Annotated in this window: 9 protein-coding genes and 1 tRNA gene; 3 read left to right on the top strand and 7 right to left on the bottom strand. The window is 39.6% G+C overall.

Features of this window, described 5'->3' with window-relative positions; genetic code table 11:
* Positions 1-1,710 carry an IPT/TIG domain-containing protein gene (locus J4N25_RS10585; protein ID WP_207422174.1) on the top strand — a complete coding sequence of 570 codons (1,710 nt, stop codon included), beginning with the start codon at positions 1-3 and terminating at the stop codon, positions 1,708-1,710.
* Positions 1,711-1,897: 187 nt separating this feature from the next.
* Here J4N25_RS10585 and J4N25_RS10580 read toward each other — a convergent pair whose 3' ends face one another.
* Complete coding sequence (locus J4N25_RS10580; protein ID WP_207422173.1) at positions 1,898-3,877, bottom strand: M1 family metallopeptidase; 1,980 nt, start codon at positions 3,875-3,877, stop codon at positions 1,898-1,900.
* 51 nt (positions 3,878-3,928) lie between these two features.
* On the bottom strand, positions 3,929-4,273 hold the full coding sequence (locus tag J4N25_RS10575) for an ArsC family reductase (RefSeq protein WP_207422172.1): 345 nt from the start codon (positions 4,271-4,273) through the stop codon (positions 3,929-3,931).
* Between the two features lie 383 nt (positions 4,274-4,656).
* On the opposite strand from J4N25_RS10575, the gene J4N25_RS10570 reads away from it, so the two are divergent.
* The gene (locus J4N25_RS10570) at positions 4,657-5,808 is read left to right on the top strand and encodes an adenylyltransferase/cytidyltransferase family protein (RefSeq protein WP_207422171.1); all 1,152 of its coding nucleotides are present in this window, start codon (positions 4,657-4,659) and stop codon (positions 5,806-5,808) included.
* A 35-nt stretch (positions 5,809-5,843) separates the two neighbouring features.
* Here J4N25_RS10570 and J4N25_RS10565 read toward each other — a convergent pair whose 3' ends face one another.
* From J4N25_RS10565 to J4N25_RS10545, 5 genes are all read right to left on the bottom strand, one after another.
* Positions 5,844-8,297, bottom strand: a complete 2,454-nt coding sequence (locus J4N25_RS10565) for an outer membrane beta-barrel family protein (RefSeq protein ID WP_207422170.1) — start codon at positions 8,295-8,297, stop codon at positions 5,844-5,846.
* Between the two features lie 203 nt (positions 8,298-8,500).
* The gene (gene pth / locus J4N25_RS10560; RefSeq protein WP_207422169.1) at positions 8,501-9,061 is read right to left on the bottom strand and encodes an aminoacyl-tRNA hydrolase; all 561 of its coding nucleotides are present in this window, start codon (positions 9,059-9,061) and stop codon (positions 8,501-8,503) included.
* Between the two features lie 149 nt (positions 9,062-9,210).
* Positions 9,211-9,792, bottom strand: a complete 582-nt coding sequence (locus J4N25_RS10555; protein WP_207422168.1) for a 50S ribosomal protein L25/general stress protein Ctc — start codon at positions 9,790-9,792, stop codon at positions 9,211-9,213.
* Between the two features lie 32 nt (positions 9,793-9,824).
* Positions 9,825-10,769, bottom strand: a complete 945-nt coding sequence (locus J4N25_RS10550) for a ribose-phosphate pyrophosphokinase (protein ID WP_207422167.1) — start codon at positions 10,767-10,769, stop codon at positions 9,825-9,827.
* Between the two features lie 69 nt (positions 10,770-10,838).
* Positions 10,839-10,909, bottom strand: a tRNA-Gln gene (locus J4N25_RS10545).
* A gap of 204 nt (positions 10,910-11,113) precedes the next feature.
* Here J4N25_RS10545 and J4N25_RS10540 point away from each other — a divergent pair.
* Complete coding sequence (locus J4N25_RS10540) at positions 11,114-14,137, top strand: glycosyltransferase family 117 protein (protein WP_207422166.1); 3,024 nt, start codon at positions 11,114-11,116, stop codon at positions 14,135-14,137.
* Positions 14,138-14,210 lie beyond the last annotated feature (73 nt).

The raw sequence follows: 14,210 nt of genomic DNA, 5'->3' as shown, positions 1-14,210 counted from the left end.
ATGAAAATCATATTACCAAAGAGTCTTTACTCCCTTACTTGTCTCATTCTCTTTTTATGTGTTCTAGTGGGATGCAAAAAAGATGAAGAATCTCATCCGGAAATCAGAACAATTAACGTTCAGGCCATTTCTCCTGCAAAAGTTAAGGCTACTGGAGAAATTGTTCACAAAGGTTCGTTCAAGATAATCGACCATGGCTTTCTGTACGGTTCGAGCTCTGCCGTAACTGCAGGGGCAGGAACAAAAGTTTCTCTTGGAGCGAATGTAAATGAACAAACTATAAGTTCTGAATTTACTGTTACCAGTTCCTCAAGTTACGATCGTACTGTTTTTGTTAGAGCATATTTGACAGATGAGAACGGGACTGCTTACGGTTCTGTTGTTTCTGTCCAACTTCCAAACACTGCAGTTTCTTCGGTTAGCCCATCCTATGGTAAAACAGGAGACCAAATAACACTTTCAGGAAACTTTTATTCATTAAGTAAAGACGAAGTCCAGGTAACGTTCGCAAATGTTTCAGCTAATATTGTCAGTATTAATTCTTCAAAAATTGTCGTTGAAGTTCCTTCCGGCATAAACAGCTCCTCTTATAGCTACAACCAAATTCCGATTAGTGTAAATGTAGGAGGAGGAATTACACAACTTAGCAGTAGTTTTAAGCTAATCCCAACTTTTAATGATTTCTCGCCAAAGTCAGGTCATCTTAATACTACAATTAGTATTTCAGCCACCAATCTACCAAGTTATTATTCTTATAATTCCTTAAGAGTTTACTTCGGGTCTGTTGCTTCTACAAGCAATTTTAGCATAAACTCAGGCCTTCTCACTGTATCGATCCCTTCCAACGTTACTGAAGAGAAATTCCAGATTGCAGTAGAAATTGATGGAATCAAAACCGTCATTCCTGGGGAATTTACACTTATACCACCAACAGTATCATCAATATCCCCTTCATCTGGTCTGGCTGGGAGTTCTTTTTCAATCTTCGGAAATAACTTTTACAACTCCAACTCATATTATCCCGGAGGAATTTCAGTTACTATTGGAGACGTACCAGCAACGAATGTAAATATTGTTTCAACTGGGCAGATTAATGTTACTATTCCAAATGACTTTCCCGTTGGAGATCACAAGGTAGTCTTAAAATGTGGACCATTTAATGTTGAGGCACCACAAAGACTTAGAGTGAAGCCTATAACAATCAGCAATTTCTCTCCATCGTCCGGGGCTCCCGGCAAAGAGGTGACCATACAAGGAGATTTTGTGCCTAATTATAATTATACTGTGTATTTTGGATCAATAACAACATCCACGTATAGTACAAGTACAACTGCACTTAAAGTTAATGTACCAGCCGGGGTGAGCACAGGGGAGGTGAAAATATCAGTTAGAGCGGGAAACACCACTGTTACTGCAGCCGACAACTTTACGGTTTTGGCACCTTCTATTACTTCATTTTCACCAACCTCTGGGGTAGCAGGCACAGAAGTGACAATTCATGGAACTGGCTTCACTCCCGGTCCATATCTTTATAACAATAGCGTAAAATTCGGAACCGTTGTTGCAACTCCAATTATTGCGCCTACTGATTCAAGTATAAAAGTTCTTGTTCCTTCCGGGCTTACACCTGGAGCCATGAAGATAAGCGTCACTAATAGTTATGGTCAGACTGTTGTTAGTCAGAATAATTTCACTTTTACTACTCAATAATTAATTCTAAGGCCTCAAAGTACATTCTCTTTGAGGCCTTCTAGAAATTTCTCGCTTATAAAAAACTCTAAACCCCAAATACTTCATCCCCTGGTTTAGAAGACGCTTGAAAATGCAGCGAAAACAAAAAACCCGCTCAGTTTTAGACCGAACAGGTTTATCAAGAAACATCAGACTTAGTAAGTCCCTAATTCTTCTTCCAAATATTATTTCCTGAATTAAAGTCGGGAAGCACTTTCTCCGGATCTACAACAACCTTCTCAATTTCCTCTGTTGATGGATATTGAAACGTCCAGCTATTGTTTCTAGCCCAGATTTCTACTGGAAAGCTTACCCTTGATGTTTTCCCTCCCTTTACCGTTATATCTACGGTTAGTGGCATGGGTAGTTTCTCGAGATTAGCGATTGTAATTAATGCTCCGTTCTTCGGGCTAGACTTTATATAATTAACGCCAAGTACAGCCTGGTCCAAACGCCAATTACCCATAAACCATCCCCGCCAAAACCAGTCGAGCTTCTCCCCAGAGACATTCTCCATAGTCCTGAAGAAATCATCGGGACCAGGGTGTTTGAAGGCCCAGCGATCGATATAGGCTTTGAAAGCCCTATCAAAGCGCTCAGGTCCTAAGATCTCGTCTCTTAGCAACGACAACCCCGCTCCTGGTTTGTAATAGGCCAGCATCCCGATATTTGCTTCCTTCATATTATCGGGACTAACAAAAACAGGTTCCAATTGTGATGACATTAAACTTGCAGCCCATTGGTGCATATCTTTCTTCTGCTGTCTATATTCGCCGTTATTGAAATTATCTGTCGTTAAGGTATTAATAAAAGTATTAAAGCCTTCATCCATCCAGGCAAATAGACGCTCATTACTTCCAACGATCATAGGGAACCAAGTGTGGCCAAACTCATGATCCGTCACATCCCATAAACTCTCTGCTCTGTCTTTTGAACCACAAAAAACAATACCCGGATATTCCATCCCACTTACATTGCTTGCCACATTAACCGCTGCAGGATAAGGGTACTCATACCATTTCTTTGAATTAAACTCAATCGACGACTTAGTATATTCGGTAGCCCTGCCCCAGGCCTTATTACCGCTGCTTTCTTCTGGATAAGCCGAGATTGCCAAGGCATTTTTCCCCGATGGCAAATTGATCCTTGCCGCATCGATAATAAAAGCTGAAGATGACGCCCATGCAACATCCCTGGAGCTTTCGATCTTATAATGCCAGGTTAATTCTGGCTTCCCTTTAGGACGGTCCGCGCCATTTTTTACATCTTTAGAAGTTCGAATCACTATTGTTTCATCACTCTTTGAAGCCGCCTGCCATAACCTTTGTTGCTCTCCCGAATATACATCTTTGGGATTCTGAAGCTCGCCAGAGCAAACAACAATATGATTTGAGGGAGCAGTAATCTTCACATCGAAATTTCCATACTCCAGATAAAACTCACTTGGTCCGGTATAAGGAATAACGTTCCATCCATTCATGTCATCATAAACATACATTCTGGGGTACCACTGGGCCATTGAAAAGATTTTCCCATTCCTGGTTTCGAGTATGCCCATTCGGTCGGATCCATAAGCCGGCGAAATAAAAGAAAATTCTATCCGGAATTTTATCTGCCCCCCTTTTGCCTTCACATCCTCGGGCAGAAAAACTTGCATTTTAGTATCATTGATAGAATAACGAAGATCTGTCTCAGTAGTACCTTTAACAATTCTGACAGATTTTATATTAAAACCTGCATCAAAGACCTGCCCTCTGCCCCCATTCCTGCTTCCACTTAAAGGCACAATTGCAGATCCTCTTGAACCTTTCGTAAATAAGTTTTGATCTAGTTGCAACCAAAGGAACTCTAAATTATCAGGGCTGTTGTTCGTATAAGTGATGTATTCGTAACCTGACACCTCGTTTTTAGTCTCATCTAACCTTACGGCTATCTGGTAATCAGCCCTATTCTGCCAATAAAGAGGTCCAGGCTTCCCACTTGCTAATCTATATTCCGAGCCACCATTTTTGTAAAAGTTAGGCTTGAAAGCCTCTATATAACTATAATTACTTGTTACCTGGTTTTTTGATCCAGAGGATTGCTGAGCATTAACGCTAAGCTGGAATATTAGAAAGTATAAAATTGAACAAATATATCTGTACATAGTTGATATCCATTATTTACAGGTGTTATAAAACATACCTGAGGATTTTGTTTACTTTAGCAACCCCTCTATCGCTTCCGGATTAAAACCTAAAGCAATTTTACCTTCTTTCTCTATTACAGGGCGCTTTATAATACTAGTCTTGTCTTGCATCAACTGAAAAGCAGACTCTTCGCTGATTATTGATTGTTGCTCCTCCTGGCTCAATTTCTTCCAGGTTGTTCCCTTTTTGTTGACCAAAGCCTCATAACCTACAAGTGCAGACCATTCGCTAAGCTTCTCGGTACTAACACCCAATTTTTTAAAATCGTGAAACTCGTACTGAACTCCTTTGTCGTCTAACCACTTCAAGGCCTTTTTAACCGTGTCGCAATTTTTGATCCCGTAAATTGTCATTGAAATAAGAATAATGTTTGAAATTTGGCTGGACGTGCAAGTTACTTAATAAAAAAATGTTGAAACAAGCATTGAAGTAAAAAAACTAATATATACCAAAAACAGTGCAATAAGCTGGTATAATTATGAACTATTAACTCCTTATCTATCTCCTGCCTCTCTTAGTTCAATTCCTTCTGCTTACGGCAGGCAGATGAAAGACAACGGAAGGGTCATGGGAAGTAAGAGTGGAGGTTAATAAACCTTCATGAGCAAAAGCTCACAAACCGAGGATGAAAACAGCTCGAAGGTTCTTTTTGGCCTCTTAAAAACAATTAAACTTTCAGAAAAAAGCTGTTAATTTACAATCTCAACTTACGAAAATACTATTTGGATAAACATTTATGAGCAGACCTAAAAAAGTTATGGTTACGGGTTGTTTCGACCTTTTACATAGTGGCCATGTTGCCTTTCTAAAGGAAGCAGCAAAAATGGGCGATGTTCACGTTTGTATAGGGAACGATGCAAACGTTTACCAGTTAAAAGGAAGATATCCCGTAAATCCCGAAGCCGAGAGAAAATATATGATCGAAGCCCTTGCAGGGATAAAAGAGTGCAGAGTAAACAGAGGCTTTGGAATTATTGACTTCATGGAAGAACTGGATGAGATACAACCAGACATCTTCCTGGTTAATGAAGACGGAGCAACTCCGGCAAAATCTGAGATATGCAAGCAAAAAAACATTGAATATCATGTTTTGCAACGGATACCTCATGAAAATTTACCACCACGTTCAACAACAACGCTTCGTACCGAATGCCTGATTCCCTTTAGAATTGATCTAGCAGGTGGTTGGTTAGACCAGCCCTTCGTTTCAAAGCATTACCCGGGACCGGTATTGACTATATCAATTGAGCCAACTATAGAATTTAATAACCGTAGTGGAATGTCGTCAAGTACCAGGAACAAGGCTATAGAATTATGGCGAACAGAAATCCCTACAGGTGACCGAGAAAAACTTGCGAAGATCCTTTTTACCTACGAGAATCCTCCGGGAACTAAAGAGGTAGCAGGTTCTCAAGACGCGATTGGAATTGTCTTTCCGGGATTAAATAAGCTGAACTATAAAGGAAATTATTGGCCTGAAAGCATTGAGTCGGTTTACGATGAAGAGCTCCTTGACTGGATAGAATCTCATCTTTACCTGGTGACCCTTGGCCCACGAACATCAGAATACTCAGTTCTTGAAAATACAAACGTAAACGAAGAAGGAGCTAAAGCATTAGCGGATGCAGCGGATGCTTGCTGGAAAGCTATTTTGGATAAAGATGTAAAGGAGTTTGGAAAGTACCTCACTCAATCGTTTAGGGCTCAAATAGCGATGTTCCCTAACATGGCTTCCAAAGAGATATTCGATCAGATTGAGGCATATAAAGACCAGGCTACCGGCTGGAAACTTAGTGGCGCAGGTGGCGGTGGTTATTTGATCTTCGTATCAGAAAAACCGATTGAAAATGCTATTAGAATCAAGATCAGAAGACGAGATTCGAATTAAAAAAAGGGCTCAGGCCCTTTTTTAATCACCCGACTTTAATTGCCTCCACTTTTACCGGCAACATCATCATTCTGAATTCCACGCTGATTCTTCTTAATAGCCCCATTCAATTTACCAAACTTGTAATTTAAACTAAGGGCAAAAGTTCTGTAGAAATTTTGAAAGGTTTCAGACTGTATAAACTGCAAAGAACTTGTTTCATTTGTCCAATTCCTAAACTTCTGGAAAGGATTATTTACAGAAGCAGAAACTGAAGCTTTCTTCTTGTAGAACTCCTTAGATAAGCTGGCTGATGTATAGTAGTATGGATTAGACTGTCCCTGCAAGGTGATCCAAGCGCTATAGAAACCAGCATTCACACCTGCTCTCCAGTCGTTCTTGAATTTATATCCCAGATAAGTATAGATATTTCCCTGCATTCCCTCGTTTTGCATGTTAACACCGTCAATAACCCCGTCCATCAATACATACGACAAACGTCCATTTAAATTAATGTTAAAGGCTTTAGTTATCTGTTGATTAGTATTCACATTAAATCCGAAATTCTTATTCTTACCAATATTTTCATAAGTCGCTCGTCCGACATTACCTTCAACCCGATTTACATACTGGATAGTATTGTTAGCAAAAGAATAACTTAAGCCAAGATTTAATGATCCCTTTTTAAACCAACTATAGTTTAAGTCGAAATTATGATTTAGTACGGGCTCAAGATCTTTGTTGCCTGATCGGATGAATTTATCATTCAGCTGCTCTTCAAAAGGATTCAATTCCCAAATATTGGGTCTCTGAATTCGCTGCGTGTACCCCAGGTTGACACTACTGCTCTTCTTAAACTTCTTTTGAATTGACAAAGAAGGGATAAAGTTATTGTAGTCGGTATTTAGAGGTGTATTTACGGATTCGAAGTAGGCATCTACGACCGTCCTCTCTAAACGCAGGCCGCCTTTAATGGCCCAGTCTTTAAGCTTCAAATGATACGAATTATAAAAGCTGTACACATTTTGATCATAATTAAAATTGTTAGATCTTGAATTGTCTACCGTATAGAGACTTTCCTTCGTATCTCCAGCATAAGTTCCATATTCAAACTCACTAAAGTTATTACGGAGAATAAGCTTCATCCCCCCTTCAACATTTAATTTTTTAAATGGATGAACGTAGTCCGTTTGAATGGTCTGTTCATTCGTTCCGGAATTATTTTTCTGTCCGTAATTTGGATGCAAATTCCAATCATACTGAAAACGATCATAGGCAAAGAAGTTGTTGGAGTTATTGTCCTTACCTGAATTTATCTTATAACTTCCCGTAAATAGCTGCTCTTTGTTTCGCTTAAATCCTAACTGATAATTAAGGCCAAGATCATAACCATTCCAATCATAGCTGCTCGGATTCGAAATATTATAGCCGCTAGTCCTCGAATTGCTGCCGACCAAATATTCGTTCATGAACTGAGAGTTGTTATTTCTCCCGTCTCCATAATTATATCCCAACTCGGCAGTTACCAGGTTTAGCGTATCAATTTCATAGCTCAACTCTGCATTGGAATACATATAACTACCTTGGTTTGCCCTACTTCCATTCATTATTAAAGAAGTGGAATTCTCACCTAAAGTTGTTCTAGCAAGGGCGAAACTTGTGGCTCCTAAATCTCGAAGATTTCCACCAACATAGGAGGATATACCCAGCTTCTTTCCCTTGACCGTTAATTGTACGTTTGAACCTGGCCCATATGGAAAATTGTATCTCGTAGTTACCGAGCCGTTATATCCCTGGTCGACCTTTTTATTAGTTATAATATTTATGATGCCTGCTAATCCTTCTCCATCGTACTTTGCAGGAGGTGTAGTGATTACTTCAATTTTCTGTATATTGCTGGCCGGCATGCTTTTGAAAACGTCTTTAGGACTACGAGCCACTAAGGATGACGGTCTTCCATTTATCAAAACCCTAAAACTACCGCTCCCTTTCACCTGAATATTGTCATCTGCATCAATTGTTACCAGTGGCACTTTACGTAACATTTCAAGCACAGTGTTCACCTTATTTTCAGGATCCGCCTGCACATCGTAAGCAATACGGTCTACTTCCTGTTTAATCAAAGGCCGGTCCCCTGTAATAGTAACCTCCTTCAGCTGACCACTTAGAGGAGAAATAACAAGTCTCCCCAAGTTAAGTACCTGGGCATCGCCAACGAGCTCAATATCTTTAAACCAAGTTTTGTAACCAACATTGATAAGGGAAAGCCGGTATTTCCCCGTAGGCACCTTCGCAATAGAAAAATCTCCATTTCCTGAGCTAATTGCCGACCTAACAGGATTCCCGTCAAGCGTTTTCAAAGCCACTGTTACGAAATCCAGGCCTTTTCCAACTACCGAATCGGTAACAGTGCCCTTAATAGAATAAGTTTTTGTTTCCTGACTAAAGCCTGTAAGGAAGGCCAGGCATAACAAGAGGGTAGAGATCTCTTGCTTTAGGGTTAGTTTCATAGTTTGATTTTGAGGTTATCTAGGTATCCATACTGGAATTCTTCCAGTCTAATTCCAAACGCTACGCCACCAAGCACCATCTACTTCACTGTAACTATGAAATCAGATGCTAAAATTAATGAAGTTCCATAAAGTCTAATGTTAAAAAGAGTTAAGCAATATTTAAATAAAAGACGCCCGGTTTTAGGTTTCGTTACAAAAAATTATTTATTGTAACGGGTCATTGTTAATTCAGCACCTGCAGTTACAAAGCTTTCAATCATCTCGATAGATCTATCAATCAGTGCAGGTAATTCAGGAGTCTCGTCTTCGTCGAAACCACTCAGTACATAATCAACCTGCCTACCTTTGGGATAATTATCACCGATCCCAAATCTTAGTCTCGGGTAATTTTGTCCCCCTATAACAGACTCTATACTTTTAAGTCCATTATGACCTGCACTGCTACCCTTTGGTTTAATTCTGATAGCGCCGAATGGAATTGCAAGATCGTCTACCAGAACAAGTACGTTCTCAATAGGAATTTTGAGCTCCTGCATCCAGTAGTTGACTGCTTTACCACTCAAATTCATATATGTTGTGGGTTTAATAAGGTGTAGTTTTCTTCCTTTATGAGTTAGCTCGGTATAATAGGCAAGCTTCAAATTTGAGAAGTTAGTACTTGCTTTTTTCGCCATAACATCCAAGATCATAAATCCTATGTTGTGACGGGTATCCGCATATTCACTCCCAATATTTCCAAGACCTACTATAAGATATTTCATAGCGCAAAAATAACTTTATTTACAATTTTTCAGTTTTAGGAATCAGGATTTAGCAGTTTTACGTAGTCAGAAAACAAAAAAGGCAATCCATACGGACTGCCTCCTCAAAATCTGTGAAATCACCTCTAATCAGTGTGATCCCAAAAATCTTATTTTCCTTTTGCTGCTTCCTGCTCAGCTTGACGAAGAGCACGAGAGGTGGTAACAGATACGATTGTATCCTCTGGTGTATTCGTAATTTCGAAGTTATCAAACTTTAAATCACGAACGCGCACAGACTTGCCAACTTCTAATGGTTCAATGCTAACTTCAACGTTCTGAGGCATGTTAGCCGGAAGAGCTTTAACGCGCAGTTTACGTAATTTCTGAACTAATTTACCACCCATTTTCACGCCTGGAGATGTACCTGTCAATTTAACAGGAATCCCCATTGTTAATGGTTTTTCAGGATTTAACTGAAAAAAGTCAACATGCAGAATTTGCTCATTTAAAGGGTGAAACTGTGAATCCTGGATAATAGCCTGAACTTTAGTTCCTTCAATATCAATTTCTACAAATTGAACTTCCGGAGTATAAATGATTGCTTTTAAATCACTTGCGTTTACAGCAAAGTGAATCTGCTCGTTTCCACCATACAAAACAGCAGGCACTTTACCTTCGTAACGCAGCTCCTTTGCATCGCGTTTCCCTACGTTCCCTCTTTTGGAACCGCTAATAGCGATAGTTTTCATGTTATTATATATTTATATTAAAAAAATGCAATTTATTCTACTCTAAACAAATCACTAATTGAACCATGTTGATTCACATTAGCAATGGCCTTTGAAAATAACTCCGCAGTTGACAGCACTCTTATTTTAGAGGAGTCCTGCTTAAGTGGGATAGTATCTGTAACAATTAATTCAGTTAAGACTGAATTCTCAACAGTGTCATAGGCCTTACCTGATAGAACCGGATGCGTACAAACCGCCCTCACAGAACTAGCACCGTTCTGCATGATAAGATCAGCAGCTTTAGCAAGGGTTCCTGCAGTATCACAGATATCATCAATTAGCACAATATCTCTGTCCTTCACATCACCGATAATTGACATTGACTCTATCTCGTTCGCCCTTTTCCTTCTTTTATCACAGATCACAACTTCTGCATTGAAAAACTTTGCGAAGGTCCGAGCTCTGTAAGAACCTCCCATGTCAGGAGACGCTATAGTTAAATTAGGAAGCTTTAAACTTTTGATATAAGGCACAAAGATTACCGAAGCATCCAAGTGATCCACAGGAATATCAAAAAATCCCTGGATCTGAGCAGCGTGCAAGTCCATTGTCATTATACGATTAGCCCCCGCCGCAGTTATCAGATTTGCAATAAGCTTTGCACCAATTGCAACCCTGGGTTTATCCTTCCGATCCTGCCTTGCCATCCCAAAATAAGGTACAACAACAGTAATGTAATGAGCTGAAGCTCTTTTGGCTGCATCAGTGAGAAGCAGCAATTCCATCAAATTATCGTATGGTTGATTGGTAGACTGAATAAGAAATACGTCACACCCTCTTACAGATTCATTAAATGATGGCTGAAACTCACCATCGCTAAAACGGGAAATGACTACGTCACCTAATTCTCTTCCGTAAGCTTTGGCTATTTTTGCAGCAAGATCGACTGAACCTGAACCGGGGAATAATTTAACAGGATTGAACTGTTGCGGCATTGCTGTATTTTCTAATGGGTTAAAAAAAATTCGGATTGTGGTTTTCACAATCCGACTCTTCTTTTTACGTTGCCCGACCAGGATTCGAACCTAGACAAACTGAACCAAAATCAGTTGTACTACCTTTATACTATCGGGCAATCTCCCGCTGAGAAAGTGTCTCTCTCAAATGGTGGTGCAAATATAGAGTGATAAACAACATCACACAAGTCTTTTTTTTATTTTTTTGATAACATCCTGATTTACTTCTTAAAATATGTTAAACGCGCTTTCATGGAATTGCTAATTGAATACTAATCGCTATTTTCGGCATCGATAAAATTACGGCTTACTATACTAGCTATATGAATTACAATAAAACGAATAACCTTCTTGGATGGCTTTGTTTCGCCATTGCTGCGATTACCTACACATTAACCCTAGAGCCTACTGCCAGCTTTTGGGATTGTGGTGAGTTTATTGCATCAGCATATAAGTTGCAAGTAGTGCATCAACCGGGCGCTCCATTATTTTTAATGATCGCTAAGATATTCTCCCTGCTTGCCGGAAGTGATAAAACTAAGATTGCCTATTGGATGAATATGAGCTCTGCTCTTTCAAGTGCCGCGACGATCCTTTTTCTTTTTTGGACAATTACAGCCCTTGCCAGGAAAGTACTTGCGAAGAAGGACGAAGAGATAACTTCCGCAAAAATGATCACAATCATGGGTTCAGGAGTAGTAGGAGCATTAGCATATACATTTTCAGACACCTTCTGGTTCTCTGCAGTAGAAGCCGAGGTGTATGCAATGTCTTCCCTCTCAACTGCCATCGTATTCTGGGCAATTTTAAAATGGGAGCATCACGCAGATGAACAAGGATCTGACAAATGGATTATTTTTATTGCCTATATAATGGGGCTATCAATTGGTATCCACCTTTTAAATCTTCTTGTAATTCCAGCCATCGCCTTGGTCTACTACTTCAGGCGCTCGAAAGAAATCACCAGCGGAGGAACTATTAAAGCTCTATTAATAGGTATCGTGATCCTTGGTATTGTCCAATATGGAATTATACAGTATATAGTAAAATTCGCGGCTTATTTCGATCTTTTCTTTGTTAACACTTTGGGAATGGGCTTTGGTTCTGGTGTGATAGTGTTTGCAATATTAGTAATTGCCGGATTAACGTATGGGATCCTTTATTCTATCAAGCATTCTAAAGCAGTATTGAACCTGGCTCTAATTTGCACTACCTTCATACTGATTGGCTACAGTTCGTTTGCTATGATTGTAATAAGGGCCAAAGCAAACACAACGTTAAATAATAATGACCCTGATAACGCATTTGCCTTACTAAGTTATTTGAATCGTGAGCAATACGGCGACCGTCCTCTATTATATGGAGAGTACTTCGACTCTCAGCCGATTGAGAATAAGGAAGACGGAAATATTTACCGCAAAGGTGAAACAAAATACGAAGTAGCAGGAAAGAAATACGAAACAGTATTCGATCGCAATACATTGTTACCTCGAATGTATAGCCGCAGTCCGCAGCACGCGGACTTTTACAGAGAGTGGATGCGGATTCCAGAAGGGTCCTCTCCTACTTTTGCTCACAATTTGGGATTCCTATTTTCCTATCAGGTAGGGTTTATGTATGCACGTTATTTCCTTTGGGACTTTGCAGGTCGTCAAAACGATGATCAAGGACACGGAAATTTCACCTCTGGTAATTGGATCAGCGGTATAAAGCCTATAGATGCAGCAAGATTAGGATCCCAGGATCACTTGCCTCCGAGTATTAAAGAAAACAATGCATACAATCGCTTCTACTTTTTACCTCTAATTGTTGGTTTAATTGGAGCAATATGGCATTTCAAACGAAATCAGAAAGATGCCGGAGTAGTCGGACTGTTATTCTTTTTTACAGGACTGGCTATTGTGCTCTATCTTAACCAAACTCCATTACAGCCAAGGGAAAGAGATTACGCTTATGCAGGTTCGTTTTATGCATTTGCAATTTGGATAGGACTAGGAGTAGCAGGCATCGCAGAATGGTTAAGTAAAAAAACATCCTCGACTAATGCCAGCATTGCAGCAACGGTTCTCTGCCTTCTAGTTGCTCCCGGCCTTATGGCCAAAGAAGGATGGGATGACCATGACCGGTCTGATAAAACAACGGCAAGAGATTTTGCCATTGACTATCTGGAATCGTGCGCACCTAATGCCATCCTTTTCACTTATGGAGATAATGACACCTACCCACTTTGGTACGTGCAGGAAGTTGAAGGCGTTCGGCCTGATGTCAGAATCGTAAACCTCAGTTTGTTGGGTACGGATTGGTACATCCGCCAAATGAAAGACAAGGTGAACTCAGCAGAACCGCTACCCATTACAATGCCCAATAGTAAGTTTGTTCAAGGTGTAAGGGATGTGATTTACTATAGTGAATACACTAAAGATACGGTTGAACTAAAAGACATATTTGATATTATCACCTCTGATGACGAGAATGATAAAGTAACTTTGCAGGATGGTAGCAGGGAGAATATTCTTCCTACCAAAAACTTGAAACTTACTATCAATCCAGCTCAGGTTCTTGCAACAAAGACTGTAAGTCCCGAAATGAAAGACAGCATTGCTGCTACAATGCAGTGGACTTACAATCAGAACTATGTAACTAAAGCTGAACTGGCAATGTTCGATATTCTTGCGCATAATAACTGGAAGAGACCGATTTATTTCGCAGTTACCGTTCCTTCTGAAAACTATATTGGGCTACAAAAATATCTTTACAATGAGGGGTTTGCATATCGCTTAGTCCCATTAAAGCCAGTACCTGTTGATTCAACAAAACAAGCTCCAGAGTTACTAAACAGCCAGGCTATGTATAGCAATGTAATTGGTAAATTCAAGTGGGGGAATATGAAAAACGCTAAGTACCTCGATCCTGAATCTACCAGGATGATCGCCACCATTATGAAAACTTTTAATACTCTGGCAGAGAAGCAGCTTCAGGAAGGTAAAATAGCAGAGGCGAAAACAACACTTAATAAGGCTTTAGAGGTACTTCCTGAAAAGAATTATCTTTTCTACTTTGTTTTACACCGTTACTATACTGCAGATCTTCTATATAAAGTAAATGAAGCAGGAAAAGCTAATAAACTTATTGAAGAAACTGCAAATTATATTGACGCAGAGCTGAATTACCTGGCCGACGTATCTCAGAATAAACCAAACTTAGCTATGAATGATGTTCAACTTGGAATTTCTGTACTGAATGAAATGATCAAAACAACTGAACAAAACAAACAAACTGAGCTCACAAGCAAACTTCAAAATAAATTTAAATCTCTTGAAGCCCGATTTTCAGGATCAGGGTTCTAAACATTTATAAAACAAAAAAACCCGTGAAGCAAAACTTCACGGGTTTTTTTGTTTTATAAAAAGATCAAAATCT

It is taken from the genome of Desertivirga brevis (genome assembly GCF_017355835.1).
This window is presented reverse-complemented; position numbering and strand designations above follow the sequence as displayed.

Excerpts from the sequence above, each read along its gene's own strand:
- J4N25_RS10550 (WP_207422167.1), bottom strand. The coding sequence starts at position 10,769 with ATGCCGCAACAGTTCAATCCTGTTAAATTATTCCCCGGTTCAGGTTCA.
- J4N25_RS10555 (WP_207422168.1), bottom strand. The coding sequence starts at position 9,792 with ATGAAAACTATCGCTATTAGCGGTTCCAAAAGAGGGAACGTAGGGAAA.
- pth (WP_207422169.1), bottom strand. The coding sequence starts at position 9,061 with ATGAAATATCTTATAGTAGGTCTTGGAAATATTGGGAGTGAATATGCG.
- J4N25_RS10565 (WP_207422170.1), bottom strand. The coding sequence starts at position 8,297 with ATGAAACTAACCCTAAAGCAAGAGATCTCTACCCTCTTGTTATGCCTG.
- J4N25_RS10580 (WP_207422173.1), bottom strand. The coding sequence starts at position 3,877 with ATGTACAGATATATTTGTTCAATTTTATACTTTCTAATATTCCAGCTT.
- J4N25_RS10540 (WP_207422166.1), top strand. The coding sequence starts at position 11,114 with ATGAATTACAATAAAACGAATAACCTTCTTGGATGGCTTTGTTTCGCC.
- J4N25_RS10585 (WP_207422174.1), top strand. The coding sequence starts at position 1 with ATGAAAATCATATTACCAAAGAGTCTTTACTCCCTTACTTGTCTCATT.
- J4N25_RS10575 (WP_207422172.1), bottom strand. The coding sequence starts at position 4,273 with ATGACAATTTACGGGATCAAAAATTGCGACACGGTTAAAAAGGCCTTG.
- J4N25_RS10570 (WP_207422171.1), top strand. The coding sequence starts at position 4,657 with ATGAGCAGACCTAAAAAAGTTATGGTTACGGGTTGTTTCGACCTTTTA.